This is a genomic window from Pseudomonas sp. FSL R10-0056 (assembly GCF_009600105.1).
Classification (GTDB): Bacteria; Pseudomonadota; Gammaproteobacteria; order Pseudomonadales; family Pseudomonadaceae; genus Aquipseudomonas; species Aquipseudomonas bubulae.
In genome coordinates this window covers 38,528-63,561 of sequence record NZ_WIWL01000067.1, presented here as the reverse complement: position 1 = coordinate 63,561, position 25,034 = coordinate 38,528, and the positions used below count along the sequence as shown (strand labels likewise).

The window sequence follows — 25,034 nt, the reverse complement described above, 5'->3', positions numbered from 1 at the left end:
AGCTGACCCGCCACGCCTTGTGCGTGGCTCCCCCCCCTTGTCCCTGGTTGTGCGGCATCTGCATTGGCGGATGCCGGCATACCCTGCCGGGAGTATTTCGATGAGTTCCGTGGCTGTGTTCAGCAAGGCCTCGCCCTTTGATGCGCTGCAGCGCTGGTTGCCCAAGCTGGTTTTGGCGCCGAGCATGCTGATCGTATTGGTGGGCTTTTATGGCTACATTTTTTGGACGTTCCTGCTGTCGTTCACCAACTCCAGTTTTATGCCCAGCTACCAGTGGGTCGGCCTGCAGCAATATGCGCGCTTGATGGCCAATGACCGCTGGTGGGTTGCGAGCAAGAACCTGGCGGTGTTTGGTGGCATGTTTATCGTCATCAGCCTGGTGATTGGCGTGTTCCTGGCGATTCTGCTCGACCAGCGGATTCGCAAGGAAGGTTTTATCCGCACCATCTACCTGTACCCGATGGCGCTCTCCATGATCGTCACCGGTACGGCCTGGAAATGGCTGCTCAACCCGGGCCTGGGGCTGGATAAAATGCTTCGTGACTGGGGCTGGGAAGGCTTTCGCTTTGACTGGCTGCTGGATCAGGACCGGGTGGTGTACTGCCTGGTGATCGCGGCGGTATGGCAGGCCTCCGGATTTGTCATGGCGATGTTTCTGGCCGGGTTGCGCGGGGTTGATCAGTCGATCATTCGTGCCGCTCAGGTCGACGGCGCAAACTTGCCGACCATCTACTTGCGCATTGTCCTGCCGAGCCTGCGACCGGTGTTTTTCAGCGCTTTCATGATCCTGGCGCACATTGCCATCAAGAGCTTCGACCTGGTGTCAGCGATGACTGCTGGAGGCCCTGGCTACTCCTCGGATCTGCCTGCGATGTTCATGTACTCCTTTACTTTCAGCCGTGGGCAAATGGGCATCGGTTCTGCCAGCGCGATCATGATGCTGGGTGCGATTCTGGCCATTCTCGTGCCGTATCTGTATTCCGAGCTGAGGAACAAACGCCATGATTAATGCTCAGCGTTTTACCTTCAGCCGTATGGCGATCTACGCCACCCTGATCCTTGCGGCGGCGGTGTATCTGGTGCCGTTGGTGGTGATGCTGCTTACCAGTTTCAAAACCCCGGAAGACATCCGCACCGGCAACCTGCTGAGCTGGCCGCAAGTAATCGACGGTATCGGCTGGATCAAGGCCTGGGACACGGTGGGCGGGTATTTCTGGAACTCGGTGAAAATCACCGTGCCAGCGGTCCTGATTTCGACCTTTATCGGCGCCATGAACGGTTATGTCCTGTCGATGTGGCGTTTTCGCGGCTCGCAGCTGTTTTTCGGCCTGCTGTTGTTTGGCTGCTTCCTGCCGTTTCAGACGGTGTTGCTGCCGGCCTCATTCACTATCGGCAAACTGGGGCTGGCCAACACCACCACCGGCCTGGTGCTGGTGCATGTGGTCTACGGTCTGGCCTTTACCACGCTGTTTTTCCGCAACTACTACGTGAGTATCCCGGATGCGCTGGTCAAGGCTGCGCGTCTGGACGGTGCGGGCTTTTTCACTATTTTCGGGCGCATCCTGCTGCCGATGTCGGTGCCCATCGTCATGGTCTGCCTGATCTGGCAGTTCACACAAATCTGGAACGACTTTCTGTTTGGTGTGGTGTTTGCCAGTGGCGATGCGCAGCCGATTACGGTGGCGCTCAACAACCTGGTCAATACCAGCACCGGCGCCAAGGAATACAACGTGGACATGGCTGCGGCCATGATTGCGGGGCTGCCGACGCTGCTGGTCTACATCTTTGCGGGCAAGTATTTTCTGCGCGGGCTGACGTCCGGCGCGGTCAAGGGGTAAGGCATGGCGACTCTAGAATTACGCAACGTAAATAAATCCTACGGCAAGGGTTTGCCCGACACGCTGAAAAACATCGAGCTGAAAATCGATGACGGCGAGTTCCTGATTCTGGTGGGGCCTTCGGGCTGCGGCAAATCAACCCTGATGAACTGCATCGCCGGTCTTGAGAGCATCAGTGGCGGGGCGATTCTGGTGGACGATGCCGATATCAGCGGCATGAGCCCCAAGGACCGTGACATCGCCATGGTGTTTCAGTCCTACGCGCTGTACCCGACCATGAATGTCCGCGACAACATTGCCTTCGGCCTGAAGATCCGCAAGATGAGTGCGGCAGCCATTGACGAAGAAGTGGCGCGGGTGTCCAAACTGCTGCAGATCGAGCACCTGCTGACGCGCAAGCCCGGCCAGCTGTCCGGTGGCCAGCAGCAGCGCGTGGCCATGGGCCGGGCGCTGGCGCGGCGGCCGAAGATCTACCTGTTCGACGAGCCGCTGTCCAACCTCGATGCCAAGCTGCGGGTCGAGATGCGCACCGAAATGAAGCTGATGCACCAGCGCCTGAAAACCACCACCGTCTACGTTACCCACGACCAGATCGAAGCCATGACCCTGGGCGACAAAGTGGCGGTGATGAAAGACGGCATCATTCAGCAGTTCGGTACGCCGAAACAGATCTACAACGACCCGGCCAACCTGTTTGTCGCCAGTTTTATTGGCTCGCCACCGATGAACTTTATCCCCCTGCGTCTGCAGCGTCGCGACGGGCGCTTGCTGGCCTTGCTCGACAGCGGCCAGGCGCGTTGCGAGCTGCCGCTGGGCATGCAGGACGCCGGGCTGGAAGACCGCGATGTGATCGTGGGCATCCGCGCCGAGCAAATTGTGCTGGCGCCAGCCGAACCCAATGGCCTGCCGGTTATTCGCGCCGAGGTGCAGGTTGTCGAACCCACCGGCCCCGATACTCTGGTTTTTGTCAGCCTCAACGGCATCAAAGTGTGCTGCCGCATGGCTCCGGATGATGCCCCTGCGGTCGGTCAGAGCCTCAATTTGCAGTTCGATCCTGCCAAAGTGCTACTGTTTGATGCGAATACGGGGGAGCGTCTGGGGGCGATGAGTTCGCCTCAGGCTCAAGGCCGGGCTGATAACGTGGCGCAATTCAAGGGTCGTTAAGTCAACAGGGAGCCTGTTACCGGGCCTCCTTGCAGTTGTGCCGCGTTAAACAAAGCCAATAAGAAGACAACGAGGATTAAAGGGATGACTAACAGAATGACCCGCACCCGTCTGGCCTGCCAGCTATCGGCAATTGTCGCGCTAGGTCTGGGTGCAAGCAGTGTCTACGCCGACGAAGCCTTCAGTGCCGATTCGAAATGGATGACGGGCGACTGGGGCGGCGAGCGCACCAGACTGATCGAGCAGGGTATCGACATCAAGGCCGATTATGTCGGTGAAGTGGGCGCCAACCTGCACGGCGGCTACAACGACGACAAGACCGCACGCTACAGCGACCAGTTTGGTCTGGGTGTGGCGCTGGACCTGCAAAAGCTGTGGGGCTGGGACAACACCCAGGCGAAGATCCAGCTGACCAACCGTAATGGTCAGAATATTTCCAATGACCGTGTCGGTGATCCGCGTGCAGGGACCTTGAGTTCCTCCCAGGAAGTCTATGGCCGTGGCCATATGGTGCGTCTGACCCAATTGTGGATCCAGCACCAGTTCCTCGATGGCAAGCTGGACGTCAAGGCCGGTTATTTCGGTGAAGGCGAGGACTTCAACACCTTCCCGTGCGAATTCCAGAACCTGGCGTTCTGTGGCTCGCAGGTGGGTAACTGGGCCACCAACCTCTGGTACAACTGGCCGGTCAGCCAGGCGGCGCTGCGCGTGAAGTACAACATCACGCCTGAGTTGTACGCGCAAATCGGTGCGTACAACCAGAATCCGTCGCAACTGGAGCACGGCAACGGCTTCAAGCTCAGCGGCAGCGGTACCAAGGGCACTGTGTTGCCGGTTGAGTTGGTGTGGTCGCCCAAGGTCAATGACCTGCCGGGCGAATACCGTGTGGGTTACTACAAGAGCACGGCGCCTGCCGATGACGTGAAGGTCAATATCACCAACGATGGTCAGGACTATCGCGTACGTGACAGCAAACACGGCTACTGGTTTGTCGTGCAGCAGCAGCTCACCAGCCACAACGGTGACGCTTCGCGCGGCCTGCATATCGCGGCCAACGCCACCTTCCATGACAAGCAGACCAACATCGTCGACAACTATCAGTCGCTGATGTTTGTGTACAAGGGGCCGTTCGATGCCCGGCCCAAGGATGACATCGGCATTGGCGCCGCCCGTATTCATGTCAACGATGACGTGAAGAAAAGCGCCGAGTTGATCAATGCGTCCATCGGTGCCACCGACTACAGCGACCCCTTGTACACGCCGCTGCGCAATACCGAGTACAACTACGAACTCAACTACGGCTTCCACGTGACCAACTGGCTGACGGTGCGTCCAAACCTGCAGTACATCACTCACCCGGGTGGTGTGGACCAGGTAGACAACGCATTGGTGGCCGGACTGAAAATTCAGTCGACGTTCTAAATGCGCTAAGCTCCTTGTTTTTCCAGCGGATAGCCTTGGCTATCCGCTTTTTTTCGGGGCTGCACCCCCCGGCGCATGATTTTCAGGACTGCGGCACATGCATGAGCATCCGCTTCACCGTTTTTTCAAATCCAGACGCGAGCAGCCGGTTTTCCAGTGGGAGCGCTTTCAGCAGCGCGACGTACTGGTGATCGATCATCCGCATTGCCAGGCGGTGTTCAGCCGTCAGGGCGCGCAGTTGCTGCACTTCCAGCCGACCGGGCAAAAACCCTGGCTGTGGTGCGCTGCCAAGTGGCCGCAAGTGGGTGCGATACGTGGTGGGGTACCGATCTTCTGGCCCTGGTATGGCCGTCACCCCAGTGAAAACGCCTGGCCATCCCATGGCTGGGCGCGGTTGATCGACTGGAAGCTGCTCGACAGCAGCAGCGACGAAGAAGGGGTGACCTTGCACTGGCGCTTGCAGCTGTGCGATTGGCAGGTGGATTTGCATGCGCGATTGGGCGAAGAAATGGAGCTGCGCCTGAGCACGGAACATCAGGACGACGAGCCTTGCCAGGTGAGCCAGGCGTTGCGCGCTTACTGGCGAATTGGTGATGTTGCTGAGGTAGCGCTGTCCGGTCTGGACGGAGCGCACGGCTACGACCAGTTGAACCGTGAGGTATGCCAGCAGAAAGGCGAGTTACGGGTGGGTGGTGGTTGTCAGCGGGTGTTCCAGCATGACGGCGAAATGCAGCTCAATGACCATGCCTGGCAACGGGCTTTGAGCATCGACACGGGTGATCAGGGCAGCACGGTGGTCTGGCATCCCGGCAAGCGGCCGTTGCTGGGGGTGAGCTGGAACGAAGTGATGGGCTTTGTGTGTGTGGAGTCCACGAGTGGCGGTACCCATAACCAGGCCCTTGCCCCGGGCGAGCAGGCTCATTTGAGCTTGCAGGCGAGGGCGGGGCTTTGCAGCGTCTGATGGGGCATTACCAAGCGCTTGCCTAGTTGAACTCATCGCCCACCGGATAGCGGCTGGCGTTGAGGCTTTCCTTGATTTTGCGCAGGTGTGGCTGGAAGTCCACGCCGCGGCGCAGGGTCATGCCGGTTGCCAGTACATCCAGTACGGTCAGCTGGATGATGCGCGAGGTCATCGGCATATAGATGTCGGTGTCTTCGGGCAGCGGGATGTTCAGGCTCAGGGTGCTGGCCTTGGCCAGTGGCGAGTTTTCCGCAGTTAGCCCCAGTACCGAGGCACCGTTGGCGCGCGCAATGCGAGCCACTTCCACCAGTTCACGGGTGCGACCGGTGTAGGAAATAATCACGAACAATTCACCCGTGTGCGCCACCGAGGCGATCATGCGCTGCATCAGCACGTCGGCGTGGGCGGTGACGGCCAGGTTGAAGCGGAAGAACTTGTGTTGCGCATCCAGTGCCACCGGTGCAGAAGCGCCCAAGCCAAAAAAGTGGATCTGCCGGGCCTGGATCAGCAAGTCGACGGCGCGGCTGATAAGGTTGGGGTCCAGTGCCTGGCAGGCACTGTCCAGCGAGGCGATGGCGCTGCCGAAGATTTTTTGTGTATACGCGGCCGGATTATCGTCTGCCTCTACCGCGCGGCTCACGTAAGCTGCGCCGCTGGCCAGGCTTTGTGCCAGTTGCAGCTTTAACTCGGGGTAGCCGCTGACACCAAATGAACGGCAGAAACGGTTAACCGTGGGTTCGCTGACAGAAGCTGCCTGCGCCAGGGCGGCGATGCTGAATCGGGTCGCCTGCTGCGGGTTCTGCAAAATGATTTCGGCCACTTTGCGCTCGGCCTTGTTCAGGTCTTCGAGGCGGCCCTTGATCTGTTCGAGTAAATTTCGCACGCGGTCCATTTATGGTCCTTGGGTCAGCGATGCAAGAACCGGACTAAAGCGGTTCTGGAAGGTGGCCTATCCTACTGGTGGCCTGTGACGACCACTAGCAGGAATCTGTATTTTGAGAAAATGTTGTGTTTATTACTACATTTTTCCTTGAGTGATACCTTGAAAAAAGGTATTTGTAGCTTAACTTGATAAAAGAACAAACATCATGCCTTCGATTACGGTTGAACCGTGCACCTTTGCCTTGTTCGGCGCCCTTGGCGATCTGGCCCTGCGCAAGCTGTTTCCTGCCTTGTACCAACTGGATCGCGCCGGTCTGCTGCATGCCGACACACGCATTCTCGCGCTGGCCCGAGAGCCGGGCGAGGCCTCCACGCACCTGGCGCATATCGACAGCCAGTTGCGCCAGTATCTGGGCGAGAAGGAAATCGAAGTCGAAGCATTGAACCGCTTCCTGGCTCGCTTGAGCTACCTGCATGTGGATTTTTTCAAGACTGAAGATTACCTGGCGCTGGCTGAAATGGCCGGCACAGAGCAGCGCCTGATCGCTTACTTCGCCACTCCGGCGGCTGTGTACGGTGCCATTTGCGAGAACCTGTCCGCGGTCGGCCTGGCTGAAAACACCCGTGTGGTGCTGGAAAAGCCCATCGGTTCGGATCTTGATTCTTCGCGCAAGGTCAACGATTCCGTGGCGCAGTTCTTCCCCGAGAACCGCACTTACCGCATCGACCACTACCTGGGCAAAGAGACCGTACAAAACCTGATCGCGCTGCGTTTTGCCAACAGCCTGTTCGAGACCCAGTGGAACCAGCGCTACATCTCCCACGTTGAAATCACCGTGGCCGAGAAAGTCGGCATCGAGGGCCGCTGGGGCTATTTCGACAAGGCTGGCCAACTGCGCGACATGATCCAGAACCACCTGCTGCAGTTGCTGTGCCTGATTGCCATGGACCCGCCTGCGGACCTGTCGGCCGACAGCATTCGCGACGAAAAGGTCAAAGTGCTCAAGGCCCTGGCCCCGATCAGCGCCGAAGGCCTGACCACCCAGGTGGTACGCGGCCAGTACATTGCCGGTTACAGCGAAGGTCAGTCGGTGCCGGGTTATCTGGAGGAAGAAAACTCCAACACCCAGAGTGACACCGAGACCTTTGTGGCACTGCGCGCCGATATTCGTAACTGGCGTTGGGCAGGGGTGCCGTTCTACCTGCGCACCGGCAAGCGCATGCCACAAAAGCTCTCGCAAATCGTTATCCACTTCAAGGAGCCGTCGCACTACATCTTTGCTCCCGAGCAGCGCCTGCAAATCGGCAACAAGCTGATTATTCGCCTGCAACCGGACGAAGGTATTTCCTTGCGGGTAATGACCAAGGACCAGGGCCTGGATAAAGGCATGCAACTGCGCAGCGGCCCGTTGCAATTGAATTTTTCTGACACTTATCGCAGCACACGGATTCCGGATGCTTACGAGCGCCTGTTGCTCGAAGTCATGCGCGGCAACCAGAACCTGTTTGTACGCAAAGATGAAATTGAAGCGGCATGGAAATGGTGCGACCAGTTGATCGCCGGCTGGAAAAAGTCCGGTGATGCGCCCAAGCCTTACGCGGCGGGGTCCTGGGGGCCGATGAGTTCCATTGCACTGATTACGCGGGACGGGAGGTCTTGGTATGGCGATATCTGATTTGAAACTGCCTGAAGGTGTGAGCTCGCACACCTTCAAGAACCCGGCGTTGTTGGCCGAAGGGCTGGCAACAAAAGTTGCCGGGCAATTGAACCAGGCTATCGCCGAGCAGGGCGTTGCCACTCTGGTGGTGTCCGGCGGCCGCAGCCCGGTGGCGTTTTTCCAAAGCTTGATCAAGCAGCCGGTCGATTGGTCGAAAGTGGTTGTCAGCCTGGCGGATGAACGCTGGGTGCCGGTCGAGCATGCCGACAGCAACGCGGGCCTGCTTAAAAAGCATCTGCTCCAAGGCCCGGCGGCCAAAGCCCGTTTTGTCGGCTTGTATAACGCTGCAGCCACGGTAGAAAAGGCTGCGCTGGAGGCCGATCAGGGGCTGGCCGAGTTGCCGCCGATCGATGTGCTGATCCTGGGTATGGGCGATGACGGGCATACCGCGTCGCTGTTCCCCAATAGCCCGAATCTGAGTGAAGCCCTGCAACTGGACAACCCGCGTCGTTGCTGGGCGATGCTGGCGCCAACGGTGCCGCACCAGCGTCTGAGCATGAGTCGCAGCCTGTTGGCGAGCGCGAAGCACAAGGTGCTGTCGATCCAGGGCCAGTCCAAATTGAACACCCTCAACGAAGCGCTGGGGGGCACAGATGTTGCCGCCTTGCCGATTCGTGCCTTCCTGCAACCTACGTTAGAGATTTACTGGTGCCCATGAGCCAAGGATCAGCTGCCATGACAACAACAATTGCGAACGTATCGATGGCGGATAAAGTCGCCCTGATCGACAGCCTGTGTGAGCGAGCACGAATTCTGCCGGTGATTACCATTGCCCGCGAACAAGACATCCTGCCTTTGGCGGATGCGCTGGCGGCCGGTGGTCTGACGGCGCTGGAAGTGACCCTGCGTTCGGCGTTCGGCCTCAAGGCCATTCGTATCCTGCGTGACCAGCGCCCTGAGCTGGTGACAGGTGCGGGTACCGTACTGGATCGCCATATGCTGGCGGCGGCGGAAGACGCCGGTTCGCAATTTATTGTTACTCCGGGCATTACCCGTGACTTGCTCGAGGCCAGTGTTGCCAGCGACATTCCGCTGCTGCCGGGCATCAGCAATGCTTCCGGGATCATGGAAGGCTATGGCTTGGGTTACCGCCGTTTCAAACTGTTCCCTGCAGAAGTCAGCGGCGGTGTAGCGGCGATCAAGGCCCTGGGCGGTCCTTTTGGCGAAGTGAAATTCTGCCCGACCGGCGGTGTTGGTCCGGCCAATATCCGCAACTACATGGCCTTGAAAAACGTGATGTGCGTGGGCGGTAGCTGGATGCTGGACAGCGAATGGATCAAGAACGGCGACTGGGCCCGAATCCAGGAATGCACCGCTGAGGCGCTTGCCCTGCTGGATTGATGTTTTAGTTACGAATGTGTTGTGTGTTCTACGGTTTTTGGTGCGCTTGGTCGGCGCACCTTTTTTTTGCCTGAAAAATACCCGCTCCCACAAGGTTATGTGTGAGCTTGCGAAAGCCCGCGCAGCGCCCGCACCAGTTGGTTGATGTCATCCAGCGTGGTGGCAAAGCCCACTGTTACCCGGATACAACTGCCACACGCCGAACCGTTGCGGGCTACGGTGAACAGGTTGTAGTCCTTGAGCAGGCGATCAACCATCGGTTGTTGATCCTGCACATGGGTAAAGCGCAGCGAAGTGATTGCGCAATACAAGCGCGGATCATCGTTGACCAGCACTTCAATGCCCTCGATCTTGCGCGCCTCGCTGACCCACAGGTTGCGCAGGTAGTTGAGTCGGGCACCCTTGCCTCGGGCGCCACCCATCTCATGGTGTTCCTGCAGCACCTTGGTCAGGGTTAGCCAGGCGGGGATGTTGACCGTGCCATAAACGGCGCGGTTGCGCACATCCGGCTCGGGGTAGCGCTCATTGCCCATATCGGGGTCAATGTCGCCCAGGCGCTGGGGATCGATATACATCAGGCCCAGGGTCAGCGGCGCGCCAATCCATTTATGCAGGTTGAAACCGGCAAAGGCCACTCCCAGTGCCGGCAGGTCCAGTTCGATCTGCCCCAGGGCATGGGCACCGTCCAGAATCACGTCAACCCCATGCTCTTTTGCCGCCGCAACAATGGCCTCCACGGGCATGACCAGGCCAGTGCGATGGGTAACGTGAGTGAGCGCCATCAGCTTGATCCGCGGGTTACGTTCAAATGCCTGGCGATAGCTGGCCACCAGGCTTTCAAACGTGGCTGGGTGCGTGTGGGAGATTTCGATAAGTTCCAGGCCGCGTTGGCGTGCCACTCCACGCATGGCGTATTCGACGCTGTGGTATTCCAGGTCGCTGATCAGCAATTGATCGCCCGTTTGCAGGCCATTGTAGTTGCGGATCAATGATTGCAGGCCGTCAGACGCGCAAAAGGTCAGCGCCAGGCCGGCAGGGGCTACACCAAGCAACCCCGCCAGAGAGTCGCGAATTTCCAGGCCCTGAGTGGTATCGAAGTGCTGGCGCACAGGCACCGAGTTGTTGCGGTTAATAAAGTCGATATTACGCTGGTAGTCCTGTGCCACGTCGCGGGTCATACGCCCGAAGTAGCCGTTCTCCAGATTGATCGGGCCGGGCGCAAGGTCGTAGCGCTCGGCAATTGCTTGCCAGAAGTGTTCGTCGCGGGCGTTGTCTTCAATCCTTGGCATGGGGCAGCTCTATCAATGGCGGGGTTTGGGTTTTCCGTGTTTGGCGCGTAACGGGTCGAGCAGGTCCGACAGGCCGTTATGATCAATCTCTTGCATCAGGGCCAGCAAGCCGCCCAGTTCTCCGTGGGGGAAACCTTCACGGGCGAACCAGTTGAGGTACTGGCCGGGCAGGTCGGCGATGATTCGGCCCTTGTATTTGCCGAAGGGCATTTCACGAGTGACCAGCAGTTCGAGTTTTTCGGGGTTCATGCAGCGGCCCTTAGATGGGTAAAGCTGTGGAAATCAAAATACAGGCAATTTGCATGAAGGCCAATTGACAGATCATGCATATAAACCGGATACAGATTTTTTGATATTTATTAAGTCATTGATATTTAAGGATTTTATTTAATTATAAAACTGGCACGAGCCCTGCAACCTCTATTGCACGATCCTCAACCTTGTAAGGAATTGAACAATGACTGACCTTAATAAAGAAGCCATTAGCATCCTGAACGATCTGATCGAAACCAGCAAAGACGGCCAGGAAGGGTTTAAAAGCTGTGCCGAAGATATCAAGCACCCGGAGCTAAAGGCTCTGTTTGCCAAGCGTTCAGCCGATTGCGCTGCCGCAGCTGCCGAACTTCAGGCTCAAGTTCGAGCCCTGGGTGGTGACCCGGAAACCAGCACCAGCGTGGCCGGTGACTTGCATCGCCGTTGGGTGGATGTGAAGTCCGTGTTTACCGGCAAAGACGAAGAAGCGGTGCTCAACGAAGCCGAGCGCGGCGAAGACCATGCGCTGAAGGCTTATAAAGAAGCGCTGGAAAAAATCAGCAAGCACAACCTGGTCGGCATTCGTGATCTGGTAGAGCGTCAGTACCACGGCGTGCAACGCAACCACGATCAGGTCAAGGCGCTGCGCAATCAGGCCCGTGCCCGTGCATGATTAGCTTGAAGCTGTAGTTCCAAAAATGTGGGAGCGGGCTTGCTCGCGATGCAAAAACTCGATTGATCAGAATGATCGAGTTGATGCTATCGCGAGCGAGCCCGCTCCCACATTGCGTTTTAGCCAATGCTGATCGCAGGCAGTACCGGCAGGGTCACGGTTTGTTGCTTGCGTGGCGCAATGATTTCGGCCTCGCCATCAACAACGATTTCATCGCGCTGGTTGAACACGCGAGTAGCAATACGCACGCGGAACTTGGGCAGTTTTTCCAGGATTTCCAGGCGCACGGTGAGGGTGTCACCGATTTTCACCGGTTTCTGAAAGCTCATTTGCTGGCCGACATAGATGGTGCCCGGGCCAGGCAGCTCGCAGGCTACGGCAGCACTTATCAGCGCACCACTGAACATGCCATGGGCAATACGCTCCTTGAACATGGTGGCGGCGGCGAACTCGGGGTCGAGGTGCACCGGATTGTGGTCGCCGGACATGGCCGCAAAAAGCTGAATGTCACGCTCTCCGACGGTTTTGCTGTAGCTGGCTGTCTGGCCGACTTCGAGGGCTTCGTACGGGGTGTTGGTAACCTGAGTCATCTAGCGCATGTCCTGTGACGAGTGTTTGGTTTTAAAGCTATGATTTTAAAAGCTTTTTAGGTGTAAATCTGTTTTTCGCTCATTCGCTTCGCGACGGGCGGGAGTGGCTCAATGCCTGATTTAGCCACTTAATTACATCAGCCATGACTTCATCGCGGTTGGTTTCGTTGAAGAGTTCATGCCGCGCTTGCGGATACAGATTCAGTTGCAACTGACGATTGCCGGCATTTCGCAATGCCCTGGCCAGATCAGTGAGACGCTTGCCTTCACTCACCGGATCACATTCGCCGCCGATTATCAGCAGCGGCAGGCCCGGATCGATCTGAGCGAGATTGGACGCTTTGCTGATTTGCTGCAACCCGCCGAGCAGGTCGATCCACAGTTGGTTGGTGCACCGAAAGCCGCACAGGGGGTCGCTGGCGTAGGCATCGACCTGGGCCGGATCGCGGCTGAGCCAGTCATACGGCGTGCGATTGGGTTTGAAGGCCTTGTTGAACGAGCCGAACGACAACCATTCGATCAGCGCACTGCGGCCCTTGGCTCCCTGGCGCCAACGCTCTAGTCGGGCGATCAGGCTGGCTGCACGATAGAGCGCCACCGGCTGGAAATTCGAAGCACTCAGAATCACCCCTTGCAGGCTGGCACTGTGATGCATCACATACGCCTGCGCGATATAGCTGCCCATGCTGTGCCCGAGCAAAAAAACCGGTATGCCAGGGTGGGCCTGGCCGATATGCCGGCTCAGGCTGGCCACGTCGCTGACCACCGCGCACCAGCCATCATTGTCGGCAAAATAGCCCAGGGTGCCGCGCTCGGCTGTTTTACCGTGACCGCGCTGATCATGGGCATACAGGGCAAAACCGGCAGCACACAGGGCCTGGCCCAGGTGCGCATAACGGCCACTGTGTTCGGCCATGCCATGAGCCAGCAGGACAACAGCCCTGGGTGTACTGTCCGGCAGCCACTGGTTAACGAAAAGACCGCTGCGGTCATTCGCTTCCAGCCAGAAAGTCTCAGGGGTCATGGCATTTCCTTTAATTATTGTCGTACCAGTGTATAGCGCATTTGCAAGGGGGCCAGTTAACGGGCGTTTACCCGGCAATAAGATTCAAGATGTAAATGGCGAAGATCGCTGTATTTGCCTACAACTTTATAACTGTTAACGTCCGCAAGCTCCGCTTTTCATTCGACACGAGACGCGGCCAGGCACACTCAGGTACGAGGATAAAAACAATGCAACCTGATTTCTGGAATGACAAACGTCCCGCCGGTGTACCGCTGGATATCGACATGACGGCTTTTAAATCGGTTGTTGACGTGTTTGAGCGCTCCTGCAAAAAGTTTGCGGATCGCCCGGCCTTCAGCAATCTGGGAGTGACCATCACCTATGCCGAGCTTGAGCGCCACAGTGCCGCGTTTGCCGGTTATCTGCAGGAGTACACCGATCTCAAGCCGGGCGACCGTATTGCCGTACAAATGCCCAACACCCTGCAATATCCGATTGCCGTGTTCGGAGCCATGCGTGCAGGCCTGATTGTGGTCAATACCAACCCGCTCCACACCTCGCGCGAGATGCGCCATCAGTTCAAGAGCGCCGGGATTCGGGCGCTGGTGTACCTGAACATGTTCGGCAAGCGGGTACAGGAAGTGCTGCAAGACACCGAAATCGACTACCTGATCGAAGCCAGAATGGGCGACATGATGCCGGCCGCCAAAGGCTGGATCACCAACCTGGTGGTCGACAAGGTGAAAAAACTGGTGCCTGCCTATCAGTTGCCCCAGGCCATTTCCTTCAAGAGCGTCTTGCGCCGGGGCGCGGGGCAGGTGATCCGCCCGTTGGCGGTAACGCTGGATGATATCGCCGTCCTGCAGTACACCGGCGGCACCACCGGCCTGCCCAAGGGCGCGATGCTCACCCATGGCAATCTGGTCGCCAATATGCAGCAGATTCGTGCGTGCCTGTCCCAGCATGCCGAAGATGGCCTGCCGATGTTCAAGGACGGTCAAGAGATCATGGTGGCACCGTTGCCGCTTTACCATATCTACGCATTCACGGCCAATTGCATGTGCATGATGGTTACGGGCAATCACAACCTGTTGATTACCAATCCGCGCGATATCAAGGGTTTTATCAAGGAGCTGAAAAACTGGAAGTTCTCCGGGTTGCTGGGCTTGAACACCCTGTTTGTGGCTCTGATGGACCATCCTGACTTTAAAGACCTGGATTTCTCCCACCTCAAGCTCACCAACTCAGGCGGTACTGCGCTGGTCAAGACCACAGCTGAGCGTTGGGAAAGGCTCACCGGCTGTCGCATCGTCGAAGGCTATGGCTTGACTGAAACCTCACCGGTGGCCAGTGCCAACCCTTACGGCCCGCAGGCGCGTCTGGGCACTGTGGGCATGCCGGTACCGGGAACGCTGATGAAGGTGATCAGCGATGATGGCAATGAGGTTGGGCTGGGTGAGCGCGGCGAGCTATGCATCAAAGGCCCGCAAGTGATGAAGGGTTACTGGCAAAACCCCGAGGCTACGGCCGAGGTGCTGGACGCCGAGGGCTGGTTCAAGACCGGCGATGTCGCCGTGATTGATCCGGACGGTTTTGTCCGCATCGTCGATCGCAAGAAAGATCTGATTATCGTCTCAGGCTTTAATGTCTACCCCAACGAAATCGAAGATATCGTGATGGCACACCCTAAAGTGGCCAATTGCGCAGTTATCGGCGTACCTGATGAGCGCACGGGCGAGGCAGTCAAACTGTTTGTGGTGCCGCGTGCAGGCGGGGTGACCGTTGAGGAGCTCAAGGCCTACTGCAAGGAAAATTTCACCGGTTACAAGGTGCCCAAGCAAATAGTGTTGCGTGATGCTTTGCCCATGACGCCGGTGGGAAAAATCCTGCGACGGGAGTTACGGGATACCGCCTGATTCGTTCATCATGGCGACAGACGCTCGCAGGCTGAAAGGCCGCGGGCGTTTTTTTATGCCTATGATAAGGGGCTGTAATACCTGAGATAGAGGGGTTTATCGGTTAATAGAGTGTTTATACTAATGATGACTTTGGATTGTCCTACAGTCAGGTTGGTTACTCTAAACCCGGTTTTTGGCTCTAGGCGGCCTTTGGCAAAGCTGCTACTCTCGGCGCGCTTTGTGACTTCAGGGTAAGTGAAAGTCAGAGCTGTCCATTATAAAAATCAAACAAATAAGAACCGCACCCGATGCGGTGAAGAATTCGCGACGCTGAGGAGTGGGCTTCCATGATTGAAGGCTTTTGGAAGGATAAGTACCCAGCTGGGATTGCTGCTGAAATCAATCCAGATGAATATCCAAATATTCAGACGGTACTGCGGGAATCTTGCCAGCGTTTCGCCGATAAACCGGCGTTCAGTAACCTCGGCAAAACCATTACCTACGGTGAGCTCTATGAGCAGTCGGGCGCTTTTGCAGCCTGGTTGCAGCAGCACACCGACTTGCAGCCGGGCGATCGCATCGCCGTGCAGCTGCCCAACCTGTTGCAATACCCGATTGCTGTGTTCGGAGCCATCCGCGCCGGTTTGATTGTGGTCAACACCAACCCGCTGTACACCGCGCGGGAAATGGAACACCAGTTCAAGGATTCCGGTGCCAAGGCACTGGTGTGCCTGGCGAACATGGCGCATCTGGCTGAAAAAGTCGTGCCCCAGACGTCGGTCAAGTATGTGATCGTCACCGAAGTGGCTGACATGCTGTCGCCTTTCAAGCGGGTGCTGATCAATAGCGTCATCAAGTACGTGAAAAAGATGGTCCCTGCTTATCATTTGCCACAGGCCGTCAAGTTCAACGACGTGCTGAGCAAAGGCCAGGGCCAGCCGGTCAAGGAAGCCAGCCCGGTGAGCAGTGATGTTGCCGTGCTGCAATACACGGGCGGCACTACCGGTGTGGCCAAGGGCGCGATGCTGACCCATCGCAACCTGATCGCCAACATGTTGCAGTGCAAGGCATTGATGGCCTCCAACCTCGATGAAGGTTGTGAAATCCTGATTACGCCTTTGCCGCTGTATCACATCTACGCCTTTACCTTTCACTGCATGGCGATGATGCTACTGGGCAATCACAACGTATTGATCAGTAACCCCCGTGATTTACCGGCGATGGTCAAAGAGCTGTCCAAGTGGAAATTCACCGGTTTTGTCGGCCTCAATACCCTGTTTGTGGCGCTGTGCAACAGCGAGGCGTTCCGCAAGCTGGATTTCTCGGCCCTCAAAGTGACGCTCTCGGGTGGCATGGCCTTGCAACTGTCGGTGGCCGAGCGCTGGAAGACCGTGACCGGTTGCCCGATCTGCGAAGGTTATGGCATGACCGAGACCAGTCCGGTAGCCACGGTCAACCCGGCCCAGAGCATTCAGATCGGTACCATTGGCATTCCGGTGCCTTCGACCCTGTGCAAAGTGATTAACGATGCCGGCGAAGAGCTGCCGCTGGGTGAAGTCGGCGAGCTGTGCATCAAGGGCCCGCAGGTCATGAAAGGCTACTGGGAGCGTCCTGACGCCACCGCCGAGATCATGGACAGCGAAGGCTGGTTGAAATCCGGTGATATCGCAGTGATTCAGCCTGATGGCTACATGCGTATCGTTGATCGCAAAAAAGACATGATTCTGGTGTCGGGCTTCAATGTTTACCCCAACGAGCTGGAAGACGTGATGGCCTCCTTGCCGGGCGTATTGCAGTGCGCTGCAATCGGTATTCCGGACGAGAAGACCGGTGAGCTGATCAAGGTGTTTATCGTGGTCAAGCCGGGTATGACGCTGACCAAGGAACAGGTCATGACGCATATGCGTGCCAACCTGACGGCTTACAAGGCGCCCAAGTTCGTCGAGTTCCGCGACAGCTTGCCGACCACCAACGTGGGCAAGATCCTGCGTCGTGAGTTGCGAGACGAAGAACTGAAAAAGCTGGGCCTCAAGAAGTAACAGGCCTGGATACGAAAAATCCCCGCAATGCGGGGATTTTTCGTTTTGATACGGTGAAGGTCTGTTGTAGCAGCTGCCGAAGGAACACTGCAACTGTGGGAGCGAGCCTGCTCGCGAAGGTCGTTCGCGAGCAGGCTCGCTCCCACAATAGGGCTTGACCTGCAACAGAGTATCTACAGGTCGGCCACAGGTTTTGGCCTTTGGGTTTATTTCTGTAAAAACTGTGCGAAGTTGACGCCAGTACCTGTAGGACGCACGTCCTGCAGATAGGAGTCCTTGTCTGCACTCAACTCCAGGCTCATGGTCGGCGTACGCTTGTGCGTTGCACGTACTACCATGCCTTCGCGTTTTTCACGCAGGAATGCAGTCGTTACCTTCAGGTGCAGCAGTTCGTCGGTGCTTGGGGTGTGCAGGAGCAGATGCACCCATTCGTACTGGCCGACGGCCAGGCGCGCCAGCGGAATATCGAACCACCAGATGTTCTTGTTGGTGTTCAGTGCGGCGAAATGGCAGTTGTTGACGCCGAGTACCGCGCCGCCGAGTTCCTGGTTCCTGCGGGCAATAGCCAGCTTTTTATCGAGTTTCATAACCTTCCTACAATTGCGGATCTTCAGCGCCATAGCCTGAATACGTCGCGTATTCTCGGGGGTTAGCGGGCAAACATAAAGCCCAACCTGCGCTGATCGACGAAATGATGGGCAGAAAATAAATGAAACTCGATGCCGGACCACAAGGTCAATGTTGGGTTGGCCTTTTTACGGGTTTGGCGATCCGGTATTTTCAAAGTCGCCAATTGGGCTACTTTTAGGTAAAACCCTTCGCTTGGAGGCGTGTTGACCTCATTAACGGTGCGGCGAAAGGAGACGCTATGTTATTCCCAGGCTTGAACGGCCTGCCTTTGGGCAAAGTCTTGATCCGAACGGTCAAGGAATTTATCGACGATGAAATGTCGACCTACGCCTCGGCGCTGGCCTATCAAATGCTGTTTTCGTTATTCCCTTTCATTCTGTTCCTGATTGCATTGATCGGTTTTTTGCATCTGCCAGACTTCTTTACCTGGTTGCGCCTGCAGTCCGAACTGGTACTGCCGCCGCAAGCGCTGGAGCAGGTCAACCCGGTGATCGACCAGTTGCAGCAATCCAAGGGCGGATTGCTTTCGGTAGGTATCGTCATTGCGCTATGGACGGCTTCTGCGGGTGTGCGCCTGATGATGAGCGCAATGAATGCTGCCTACGACGTGGTTGAAGGGCGCCCTGTCTGGAAACGTTTTCCGCTGTCGATTTTCTACACGATCGGCATTGCCGGCATGCTGCTGGTCGCCGCCGCACTGATGGTGCTCGGACCGCAGGTGATGAGCTGGCTGGCGGGGCAGGTGGGGCTTGAAGACTTTGTGGTCACGCTGTGGACCATCCTGCGCTGGCCGGCGATTATTTTGCTGATGATGGTGGCAGTGGCGTTGATGTATTACGTGATGCCCGATGTTGAGCAGAAATTCCGTTTTATTACCCCGGGCTCGGTGCTGGCGGTAGTGGTCTGGATTGTGGCTTCCTTGGGGTTTGCCTTTTATGTCAAAACCTTCGCGGACTACAACGCCATGTATGGCAGTATCGGTGCAATCATCGTGCTGTTGCTTTACTTCTACATTTCGGCCGCGGTGCTGTTGCTGGGCGCTGAAATGAATGCTGTGATCGAACATATGTCGGCTGAAGGCAAAAATCCGGGCGAGAAGACATTCGATGAGTCTGCCGACCCTGATCCAAAGCAGCATGTCTCCGGCCTTGGCCGCGACCACTCCCTTAAATCCACTTCTGATGAAACCTGACCATGATTCGTGAAATCCTGAAAATGGGTGATGAGCGTTTATTACGTGTGGCCCAACCGGTGCCGGATGAGATGTTCGACACGCCAGAACTCTGGCAACTGCTCGACGACATGTTGCAGACCATGGAACACGCTGGCGGCGTGGGCCTGGCAGCGCCGCAGATTGGCGTTGACCTGCAGCTGGTGGTGTTCGGTTTCGAGCACAGCGAGCGTTACCCGGATGCCGAAGCCGTGCCGCAGACCATTCTGATCAACCCGCTGATCACGCCGCTGAGCCCGGCAGTTGAAGAGGACTGGGAGGGTTGCCTGTCGGTGCCGGGTCTGCGTGGGGTCGTGGAGCGCTTCCACAAGATCCGCTACGAAGGTTTCACCCCCAAGGGTGAGCCAATCGTACGGATTGCAGAGGGGTTTCATGCGCGGGTCGTGCAGCATGAGTGCGATCACTTGATCGGTCGTCTGTATCCGTCACGGATCAAGGACTTCAGCAAGTTCGGTTTTATTGAGGTGCTGTTTCCTGATCTGGATCCGCACACCAAGGAGTAAGGCCCATCGCTATCATCGCTTTGTTGCGTTGATAGCGAACCAGCCGCTCATGCAGGGCATGGGGCAATTCCACGTCCAGGCTAAACCCCAGCTTTTCATAAAACCCCTGCAACTGCGGGTCGCAGAACAACCAGATCGGGCCATCGACGGCAGCTATTGCCTGGCTGACCAGATCGCCAGCTACCCCTTGGCCGCGTAGCGCTGGCGCGACAAAAAGCCCGGTCAGCCAGTGGCCGTGAGCCATTGGCCGCAAACATAAACCGGCAATAATCCCCTCTTTGCGGGCGACCCATAACTGCGCTTCCCTGACCGCCTTCATCGATGATTGATGTGTGCGATAAAACTTGTTCATCAGTGGCCATAAAGCCGCTTCAAGCGGGGCGTAAATAATGGCAGTCATAAGTCCACAGGCTCGGGGGAGGGGCGCGCAGTATAAATAACTAAAAGGCAGATTTCTGCGGGTTATCTGAATAGTGTGGGTGATCTGTATTCGGAATTAAAGGGTACACATACGCATTCATTTCGAAATAACCGACTTTAAATGAAAGTTCACCATGGATCAGTGCTATACCTCAGTGAACAACCCTGGTTACTGGAGTGCATAACATGTCCAAAGGTATGGATTCAAAGAAAGCAGCGAAGAAAAAGCCGGCTAAAACAGCCGATGAAAAACGCGCTGACAAGAAAGCCAAAAAAACTGACACCGGATTGTTTGGTCATTAAGTGGATTTACCGGGGCTCGCTCCTCGGGGCCCTGTCACTTTTAATACTGCATCATCCATTTGGTAAATTTTTAAAGCGTGAGCGTTCCGTCGCAGGTTGATGGCCATTTGCTTGCGCGCGTCATTTGGCTAGCTATGCTCCATGTTTACGGGGTCGTAGCCATAAGTGCTCAAACCCTCGAAGTGCGTACAGCTCTAACGTTAAGAGTGAGATACCCAGCTGATTGGCTGCGTCTTGAAACTTTTGAATTATCAATAGACAGCACCTCCAGGGATTGAGCCATGTTTAATTCGCATCGCAAAGCCGATCTGCTCGAAAATCAACGTCTTAGCGGCTTATTAAATGACATGGCCGCTAAAGTGCAGGCTATCAGCCGTTCCATGGCAATTATTGAGTTCGCCCCTGACGGCACCATTCTGGATGCCAACGAGAATTTTTGTCGGGTTGTGGGTTATTCCGCTGACGAGATTCGGGGCAAGCACCATCGGCTATTTTGCGAAGCGGCTTACGTTAAATCCAGTGAGTACAACAATTTCTGGCGGGACCTGGCCCGAGGCGAACCTTTGAGCGGCACCTTTTCACGGCTCGACAAGGCGGGGCGTGAGGTGTGGCTGGAAGCCAGCTACATGCCCATCGTCGGCGCTGACCAGCACGTTGTGCGTGTCATCAAGGTGGCTTCGGATGTCACAGATCGAATCAATAAAGAACACGAAACCCAGAGCATCGTAAACGCCCTGAGCCGGTCGATGGCGGTGATCGAGTTTTCACCGGATGGGCGGGTAATCAATGCCAACCAGAACTTCCTCGACACCATGCATTACTCGCTGAGCGAAATTGTCGGCCAGCATCACGGCATGTTCTGTCGTCGAAGCGAGGCCGAGTCAGCCGGCTACAAGGCTTTCTGGGCCTCGCTCAATCGCGGCGAGTACCATTCCAGACGATTTGAGCGGGTCGACAAACACGGTCATACGGTGTTTCTCGAGGCCTCCTATAACCCCATCTTCGATGCCAGGGGGCGCCTGTACAAAGTGGTGAAATTCGCCAGTGATATCACTGCTCAGGTCACCAACCTGCAGACTGCCGCCGAATCGGCCCACAGCACTTCGGTGCAAAACGATGCCTGCGCGCAGAAGGGCTCGCAGGTGGTGCAGCAAACCGTGCAAATCATCGAGGCCATTTCCAAAGACCTTAATGAAGCAGCGCAGAGCATTGATGCGGTAAGCAAACAGTCGGACAGTATCGGCAAGATCGTGCAGACCATTCGTGGTATTGCGGATCAAACCAATTTACTGGCGCTCAATGCCGCGATCGAGGCAGCGCGGGCGGGGGAGCACGGGCGCGGCTTTGCCGTGGTGGCCGATGAGGTCAGAAGCCTTGCGGCGCGCACCAGTGCGGCCACCCTGGAAATTGTCGAAGTGGTGCGTCGAAATCATGATCTGTCGCTGAGCGCTGTGACCAGCATGCAGTCGAGCCTTAGCCGCACAGGGCTTGGTGTTGAGCTGGCAAATGAGGCCGGGGAAGCGATTCTGGAAATCCAGCAAGGCTCCCGGCATGTGGTCGATGCCATCAGCCAGTTCAACTCGACGTTGCAACTGCATTAAAGCTGTACTGTGTACATGATGAGGGTGAGGGGCTTTAACTGCTTTCACGCACCATCAGTTCAAAGCCCATGTCCTGAACAGGGTTGGCAACTTTATTGCCTGCCATCAGTGTCAGCATCTGCTCGGCTGCGCGACGGCCAATGGCTTCCCGGGGCGTACGAATACTGCTCAGGCGAGGCACCATAAACTCTGAAGACGGGAGGTCGTTAAAGCCCAGTACGGCGATTTGCTCCGGGATTTTGATGCCGATGCGTGCAGCCTCAAGCAAGGCGCCCTGGGCCAGGTCGTCGTTGCCGAAAAAGATCGCATCCACTTGTGGATGGCTGGCGAGCAATTGCAGGAACAATTCGCCCCCCAGGCCAACCGAAGACGGACGTGGCGTCAGTACTTCAAGATCAGGGTTGTACAGTCCGGCTTCCTGCAAAGTGCGGCGATAACCCTCACCGCGCAGCAACGTGCGTTGATCGAGCTGGGCGCCGATATAGGCCAGATGTCTGCGGCCACGGGAGATCAAGTGCCGGGCAGCTGTTTCACCGGCCTGCAGCTGTGAAAAGCCGACGCAGTTCAAGCCCTCGGCGGCATCCAGCTCCATCATGTACACGCAGGGTACATTGCTGGTCTCGATCATCCGCCGTGAGCTTTCCGAACGATCAAAACCGGTCAGCAGCAGGCCTCGGGGTTGGTAGGCCATATAGTTGCGCAGCAAATTTTCTTCTTCGTCACGGGAATAGTGGAAGTTGCCGATCAATACTTCAAAGCCACGGGGGCGCAACACGTCATGGATGGCTTCGAGGGTGTCTATAAAAAGCAGGTTGGACAGCGAAGGTACCAGCACCACGACAGAATGACTCTGCGCCGAAGCTAGCGCGCGGGCGGCGGGATTGACCACATAGTTCAGCTCGTCGGCAGCAACACGGACCTTTTCGGCCAGCTCCGTGGCAACGCTGCTGATACCGCGCAGGGCTCGCGAGGCGGTGATGGGGCTGACCCCCGCAAGGCGGGCAACTTCGTTAAGGGTGGGGCGACCCGTGGTCCGGGTGTTTTTATCGTTTTTGGAGGTGGTCATCAGGGCGGCTTGCCAAACAAAAAACAAGTCACTAAGGTAGCGCTGTCCTGGCGGACCCGCAATTGCCTGATTGCGTGTAAATCAGTTACCCCAGCTTTGTATGTCGAGAGCGTCTCCGCGTCTCCCCATAAAAATGAGAAATAGACGTCGGTAGCCTAAGCTTTGTGCTTTGCTTTCAAGTATTGAACGCATGAACAAAGACAGCGCTGTCTACGGACTGAGGTGTTTCATGAGTCAACCTATCACTGCTCTGGTCATCATGGGTGTTGCCGGCTGCGGCAAATCCAGCGTTAGCCAGGCATTGTGCCAGCTCAATGGCGCGACCCCGATTGAAGGCGATGCGTTTCACCCGGCGGCCAACATTGCCAAGATGAGTGCCGGTATTCCCTTGACCGATGAAGACCGTGCCGGCTGGCTTGACAGCCTGTGCGACGAATTGCGTCGTGCGGTTGCCAGTGGTCAGCGCCCGGTGCTGACCTGTTCGGCACTCAAGCTGCGTTATCGCGAGCGTTTACGCAGTGCGGTAGATGGTCTGGGTTTTGTGTTTCTGGAGCTGACCCCTGAGGTGGCGGCTGCCCGGGTGGCCGATCGTCCGGGGCACTTTATGCCCAAGACCCTGATCGACAGCCAGTTCGCTGCGCTTGAATCACCGACCAATGAATCCTTGGTGCTGACTCTGAATGCAGCCCAGATGAACGTTAAGCAATTAGCAAGCGCCGCCCGAGATTGGTGGTGCGAGCAGACGGTAATGGCAACTTCATGATGTTGTTTCAAACAGATAGCGCTATCTGCCTCGGCTGTAGCGGCACCCCCGTACTTGATAACAACAAAAAGGCAGGAGACGCCCCATGCTAGGCATGTCCCATAATACGTTTCTGCTGCTTGATGCAGTGGTGACCATTATCGGCCTGATCGTACTGATCACCCGATTCAAGCTGCACCCCTTTATTGCCTTGATCATCGCCTCTGCGTTTCTGGGGCTGACGGCCGGCATGCCTGCCAACCTGATCATCAAGTCGTTCCAGGACGGTTTTGGCGGCGTGTTGGGCTTTGTCGGGATCATCCTGGCGCTGGGCACCATGCTTGGCAAAATGATGGCCGACTCCGGTGGTGCTGACCAGATCGCCCGTACCCTGATCCGTGCCTTCGGCAAAGACAAGGTGCAGTGGGCAATGATGTTTGCCGCCTTTCTGGTCGGTATTCCATTGTTCTTCGAAATCGGCTTTGTACTGCTGATTCCGTTGGTGTTTATCGTTGCGCGACGTACTGGCGTGTCGATCATCAAGATCGGTATCCCGCTGCTCGCCGGCTTGTCGGCTGTTCACGGGCTGGTACCGCCGCACCCGGGCCCGCTGCTGGCCATTGGCGTGTTTGGTGCCGACATCGGCAAGACCATTCTGTACGGCCTGATTGTTGCTCTGCCTACCGCGATCATTGCCGGACCGATTTACGGTACGTTTATCGCCAAGTACATTCCGGGCCATGCATCCCAGGACCTCATGGATCAACTGGCCAGTGAGCCGGAATCCAGCACCTTGCCGAGTTTTTCCATCACCCTGATCACCGTGCTGTTGCCGGTATTCCTGATGCTGCTCAAGACGTTCGCCGACGTGGCGCTGCCCGATGGCAACTTCTTCCGTGTGTGGATGGACATGATCGGCCACCCGATCAGTGCGCTGTTGCTGGCATTGCTGCTGGCGCTGTACACCTTTGGCGCCCGCCAGGGTATCGACTCCAAACGCATCCTCAAGCTGCTGGACGCGAGCCTGGCTCCTACCGCAGCGATCATTCTGATCATTGGTGCGGGCGGCGGTTTCAAGCAGATGCTGGTAGCCAGCGGTGTGGGTGACGTGATCGGCCATATGGCGGTAAACGCGCAAATCTCGCCGATTTTGCTGGCCTGGCTGGTGGCTGCAGTGATTCGTATCGCGACGGGTTCTGCGACCGTAGCGACCATTACCGGGGCGGGGATTGTGTTGCCGGTGGTGGACATGATTCCGGGTGTGAACCGTGAGCTGCTGGTATTGGCAACCGGCGCAGGCTCGTTGATCCTGTCTCACGTCAACGACGCAGGTTTCTGGCTGGTGAAGCAGTACTTCAATATGACCGTGGCTGAAACCTTCAAGACCTGGACCGCGATGGAAACCATCCTCTCGGTTGTAGGTTTGATCTTTATTCTGCTGCTGTCGTTGGTGGTTTAAAGCACC

Annotated in this window: 24 protein-coding genes and 1 pseudogene; 17 read left to right on the top strand and 8 right to left on the bottom strand. The window is 56.8% G+C overall.

All coding sequences use genetic code 11. The features are described from left to right. The first annotated feature begins 100 nt into the window (after positions 1 to 100). The 5 genes from GHO42_RS03685 (at position 101) to GHO42_RS03665 (ending at position 5,385) form a co-directional block, all read left to right on the top strand. Entirely contained in the window at positions 101 to 1,009 is a 909-nt protein-coding gene (locus GHO42_RS03685) for a carbohydrate ABC transporter permease (protein ID WP_095003275.1), read from the top strand. After that, positions 1,002 to 1,838: a carbohydrate ABC transporter permease gene (locus GHO42_RS03680; protein ID WP_095020853.1), complete on the top strand. Its 837-nt coding sequence runs from the start codon at positions 1,002 to 1,004 to the stop codon at positions 1,836 to 1,838. Before GHO42_RS03685 ends, GHO42_RS03680 begins: the two co-directional genes overlap by 8 nt. A gap of 3 nt (positions 1,839 to 1,841) precedes the next feature. Further along, a complete protein-coding gene (locus tag GHO42_RS03675; protein ID WP_095003273.1) occupies positions 1,842 to 3,002 on the top strand; it encodes an ABC transporter ATP-binding protein in 1,161 nt (386 codons plus the stop codon). Positions 3,003 to 3,086: 84 nt separating this feature from the next. Beyond that, entirely contained in the window at positions 3,087 to 4,424 is a 1,338-nt protein-coding gene (locus GHO42_RS03670) for a carbohydrate porin (RefSeq protein WP_095003272.1), read from the top strand. Between the two features lie 97 nt (positions 4,425 to 4,521). Beyond that, positions 4,522 to 5,385, top strand: a complete 864-nt coding sequence (locus GHO42_RS03665) for a D-hexose-6-phosphate mutarotase (protein WP_095003271.1) — start codon at positions 4,522 to 4,524, stop codon at positions 5,383 to 5,385. A gap of 22 nt (positions 5,386 to 5,407) precedes the next feature. Here the strand turns inward: GHO42_RS03665 and GHO42_RS03660 are convergent, their stop codons facing one another. Beyond that, entirely contained in the window at positions 5,408 to 6,268 is an 861-nt protein-coding gene (locus tag GHO42_RS03660) for a MurR/RpiR family transcriptional regulator (protein ID WP_169845242.1), read from the bottom strand. Between the two features lie 205 nt (positions 6,269 to 6,473). On the opposite strand from GHO42_RS03660, the gene zwf reads away from it, so the two are divergent. The 3 genes from zwf to GHO42_RS03645 are packed head-to-tail and all read left to right on the top strand — an operon-like array spanning position 6,474 to position 9,326. After that, positions 6,474 to 7,943, top strand: a complete 1,470-nt coding sequence (gene zwf / locus GHO42_RS03655) for a glucose-6-phosphate dehydrogenase (protein ID WP_153327073.1) — start codon at positions 6,474 to 6,476, stop codon at positions 7,941 to 7,943. Beyond that, positions 7,930 to 8,643 carry a 6-phosphogluconolactonase gene (gene pgl / locus GHO42_RS03650; RefSeq protein ID WP_095019695.1) on the top strand — a complete coding sequence of 238 codons (714 nt, stop codon included), beginning with the start codon at positions 7,930 to 7,932 and terminating at the stop codon, positions 8,641 to 8,643. Before zwf ends, pgl begins: the two co-directional genes overlap by 14 nt. A 17-nt stretch (positions 8,644 to 8,660) precedes the next feature. Further along, on the top strand, positions 8,661 to 9,326 hold the full coding sequence (locus tag GHO42_RS03645; protein WP_095003268.1) for a bifunctional 4-hydroxy-2-oxoglutarate aldolase/2-dehydro-3-deoxy-phosphogluconate aldolase: 666 nt from the start codon (positions 8,661 to 8,663) through the stop codon (positions 9,324 to 9,326). Positions 9,327 to 9,421: 95 nt separating this feature from the next. Here the strand turns inward: GHO42_RS03645 and GHO42_RS03640 are convergent, their stop codons facing one another. Both GHO42_RS03640 and GHO42_RS03635 read right to left on the bottom strand, forming a co-directional pair. Then, positions 9,422 to 10,615 (bottom strand): aminotransferase class V-fold PLP-dependent enzyme, encoded by a 1,194-nt coding sequence (locus GHO42_RS03640; RefSeq protein WP_153327075.1) that lies wholly within the window; start codon positions 10,613 to 10,615, stop codon positions 9,422 to 9,424. Between the two features lie 12 nt (positions 10,616 to 10,627). Then, positions 10,628 to 10,864: a DUF3820 family protein gene (locus tag GHO42_RS03635; protein WP_019693207.1), complete on the bottom strand. Its 237-nt coding sequence runs from the start codon at positions 10,862 to 10,864 to the stop codon at positions 10,628 to 10,630. A gap of 208 nt (positions 10,865 to 11,072) precedes the next feature. On the opposite strand from GHO42_RS03635, the gene GHO42_RS03630 reads away from it, so the two are divergent. Beyond that, positions 11,073 to 11,540 (top strand): PA2169 family four-helix-bundle protein, encoded by a 468-nt coding sequence (locus GHO42_RS03630; protein WP_095003266.1) that lies wholly within the window; start codon positions 11,073 to 11,075, stop codon positions 11,538 to 11,540. A 119-nt stretch (positions 11,541 to 11,659) separates the two neighbouring features. Here GHO42_RS03630 and GHO42_RS03625 read toward each other — a convergent pair whose 3' ends face one another. Together GHO42_RS03625 and GHO42_RS03620 are read right to left on the bottom strand one after the other, a co-directional pair. After that, positions 11,660 to 12,130 carry a MaoC family dehydratase gene (locus tag GHO42_RS03625; protein WP_019829146.1) on the bottom strand — a complete coding sequence of 157 codons (471 nt, stop codon included), beginning with the start codon at positions 12,128 to 12,130 and terminating at the stop codon, positions 11,660 to 11,662. A 79-nt stretch (positions 12,131 to 12,209) separates the two neighbouring features. After that, on the bottom strand, positions 12,210 to 13,154 hold the full coding sequence (locus GHO42_RS03620; protein WP_095003265.1) for an alpha/beta hydrolase: 945 nt from the start codon (positions 13,152 to 13,154) through the stop codon (positions 12,210 to 12,212). Between the two features lie 209 nt (positions 13,155 to 13,363). Between GHO42_RS03620 and fadD2 the strand changes: the two genes are divergently transcribed. Together fadD2 and fadD1 are read left to right on the top strand one after the other, a co-directional pair. Further along, positions 13,364 to 15,052: a long-chain-fatty-acid--CoA ligase FadD2 gene (gene fadD2 / locus GHO42_RS03615; RefSeq protein WP_153327077.1), complete on the top strand. Its 1,689-nt coding sequence runs from the start codon at positions 13,364 to 13,366 to the stop codon at positions 15,050 to 15,052. A 329-nt stretch (positions 15,053 to 15,381) separates the two neighbouring features. After that, positions 15,382 to 17,073: a long-chain-fatty-acid--CoA ligase FadD1 gene (gene fadD1 / locus GHO42_RS03610; RefSeq protein WP_095003263.1), complete on the top strand. Its 1,692-nt coding sequence runs from the start codon at positions 15,382 to 15,384 to the stop codon at positions 17,071 to 17,073. 206 nt (positions 17,074 to 17,279) lie between these two features. Here fadD1 and GHO42_RS03605 read toward each other — a convergent pair whose 3' ends face one another. Then, positions 17,280 to 17,660 carry a hypothetical protein gene (locus GHO42_RS03605; protein WP_016782092.1) on the bottom strand — a complete coding sequence of 127 codons (381 nt, stop codon included), beginning with the start codon at positions 17,658 to 17,660 and terminating at the stop codon, positions 17,280 to 17,282. A gap of 281 nt (positions 17,661 to 17,941) precedes the next feature. On the opposite strand from GHO42_RS03605, the gene GHO42_RS03600 reads away from it, so the two are divergent. Continuing rightward, entirely contained in the window at positions 17,942 to 18,895 is a 954-nt protein-coding gene (locus GHO42_RS03600) for a YihY/virulence factor BrkB family protein (RefSeq protein WP_095003262.1), read from the top strand. Positions 18,896 to 18,897: 2 nt separating this feature from the next. Beyond that, positions 18,898 to 19,437, top strand: a complete 540-nt coding sequence (gene def / locus GHO42_RS03595) for a peptide deformylase (protein ID WP_095003261.1) — start codon at positions 18,898 to 18,900, stop codon at positions 19,435 to 19,437. Here the strand turns inward: def and GHO42_RS03590 are convergent. Beyond that, positions 19,391 to 19,837, bottom strand: coding sequence for a GNAT family N-acetyltransferase (locus tag GHO42_RS03590; RefSeq protein WP_095003260.1), 447 nt, complete (start codon positions 19,835 to 19,837; stop codon positions 19,391 to 19,393). The two genes, def and GHO42_RS03590, sit on opposite strands and share 47 nt — an antisense overlap. 604 nt (positions 19,838 to 20,441) lie before the next feature. Between GHO42_RS03590 and GHO42_RS26385 the strand changes: the two are divergent. Beyond that, positions 20,442 to 21,212 (top strand): annotated as a pseudogene (locus tag GHO42_RS26385) (PAS domain-containing protein); the annotation flags it as partial. After that, on the top strand, positions 21,189 to 21,761 hold the full coding sequence (locus tag GHO42_RS26380; RefSeq protein ID WP_371928113.1) for a methyl-accepting chemotaxis protein: 573 nt from the start codon (positions 21,189 to 21,191) through the stop codon (positions 21,759 to 21,761). The pseudogene GHO42_RS26385 and the gene GHO42_RS26380, both read left to right, overlap by 24 nt. 34 nt (positions 21,762 to 21,795) lie before the next feature. Here GHO42_RS26380 and GHO42_RS03580 read toward each other — a convergent pair whose 3' ends face one another. Then, positions 21,796 to 22,827, bottom strand: coding sequence for a LacI family DNA-binding transcriptional regulator (locus GHO42_RS03580; RefSeq protein ID WP_095003278.1), 1,032 nt, complete (start codon positions 22,825 to 22,827; stop codon positions 21,796 to 21,798). A gap of 229 nt (positions 22,828 to 23,056) precedes the next feature. On the opposite strand from GHO42_RS03580, the gene GHO42_RS03575 reads away from it, so the two are divergent. Beyond that, positions 23,057 to 23,590 carry a gluconokinase gene (locus GHO42_RS03575; protein ID WP_095003258.1) on the top strand — a complete coding sequence of 178 codons (534 nt, stop codon included), beginning with the start codon at positions 23,057 to 23,059 and terminating at the stop codon, positions 23,588 to 23,590. 85 nt (positions 23,591 to 23,675) lie between these two features. Further along, positions 23,676 to 25,028: a GntP family permease gene (locus GHO42_RS03570; protein WP_095003257.1), complete on the top strand. Its 1,353-nt coding sequence runs from the start codon at positions 23,676 to 23,678 to the stop codon at positions 25,026 to 25,028. Positions 25,029 to 25,034 lie beyond the last annotated feature (6 nt).

Coding starts and splice junctions, on each gene's coding strand:
- GHO42_RS03685 (WP_095003275.1), top strand. CDS start 101: ATGAGTTCCGTGGCTGTGTTCAGCAAGGCCTCGCCCTTTGATGCGCTG.
- GHO42_RS03680 (WP_095020853.1), top strand. CDS start 1,002: ATGATTAATGCTCAGCGTTTTACCTTCAGCCGTATGGCGATCTACGCC.
- GHO42_RS03675 (WP_095003273.1), top strand. CDS start 1,842: ATGGCGACTCTAGAATTACGCAACGTAAATAAATCCTACGGCAAGGGT.
- GHO42_RS03670 (WP_095003272.1), top strand. CDS start 3,087: ATGACTAACAGAATGACCCGCACCCGTCTGGCCTGCCAGCTATCGGCA.
- GHO42_RS03665 (WP_095003271.1), top strand. CDS start 4,522: ATGCATGAGCATCCGCTTCACCGTTTTTTCAAATCCAGACGCGAGCAG.
- zwf (WP_153327073.1), top strand. CDS start 6,474: ATGCCTTCGATTACGGTTGAACCGTGCACCTTTGCCTTGTTCGGCGCC.
- pgl (WP_095019695.1), top strand. CDS start 7,930: ATGGCGATATCTGATTTGAAACTGCCTGAAGGTGTGAGCTCGCACACC.
- GHO42_RS03645 (WP_095003268.1), top strand. CDS start 8,661: ATGACAACAACAATTGCGAACGTATCGATGGCGGATAAAGTCGCCCTG.
- GHO42_RS03640 (WP_153327075.1), bottom strand. CDS start 10,615: ATGCCAAGGATTGAAGACAACGCCCGCGACGAACACTTCTGGCAAGCA.
- GHO42_RS03635 (WP_019693207.1), bottom strand. CDS start 10,864: ATGAACCCCGAAAAACTCGAACTGCTGGTCACTCGTGAAATGCCCTTC.
- GHO42_RS03630 (WP_095003266.1), top strand. CDS start 11,073: ATGACTGACCTTAATAAAGAAGCCATTAGCATCCTGAACGATCTGATC.
- GHO42_RS03625 (WP_019829146.1), bottom strand. CDS start 12,130: ATGACTCAGGTTACCAACACCCCGTACGAAGCCCTCGAAGTCGGCCAG.
- GHO42_RS03620 (WP_095003265.1), bottom strand. CDS start 13,154: ATGACCCCTGAGACTTTCTGGCTGGAAGCGAATGACCGCAGCGGTCTT.
- fadD2 (WP_153327077.1), top strand. CDS start 13,364: ATGCAACCTGATTTCTGGAATGACAAACGTCCCGCCGGTGTACCGCTG.
- fadD1 (WP_095003263.1), top strand. CDS start 15,382: ATGATTGAAGGCTTTTGGAAGGATAAGTACCCAGCTGGGATTGCTGCT.
- GHO42_RS03605 (WP_016782092.1), bottom strand. CDS start 17,660: ATGAAACTCGATAAAAAGCTGGCTATTGCCCGCAGGAACCAGGAACTC.
- GHO42_RS03600 (WP_095003262.1), top strand. CDS start 17,942: ATGTTATTCCCAGGCTTGAACGGCCTGCCTTTGGGCAAAGTCTTGATC.
- def (WP_095003261.1), top strand. CDS start 18,898: ATGATTCGTGAAATCCTGAAAATGGGTGATGAGCGTTTATTACGTGTG.
- GHO42_RS03590 (WP_095003260.1), bottom strand. CDS start 19,837: ATGACTGCCATTATTTACGCCCCGCTTGAAGCGGCTTTATGGCCACTG.
- GHO42_RS03580 (WP_095003278.1), bottom strand. CDS start 22,827: ATGACCACCTCCAAAAACGATAAAAACACCCGGACCACGGGTCGCCCC.
- GHO42_RS03575 (WP_095003258.1), top strand. CDS start 23,057: ATGAGTCAACCTATCACTGCTCTGGTCATCATGGGTGTTGCCGGCTGC.
- GHO42_RS03570 (WP_095003257.1), top strand. CDS start 23,676: ATGCTAGGCATGTCCCATAATACGTTTCTGCTGCTTGATGCAGTGGTG.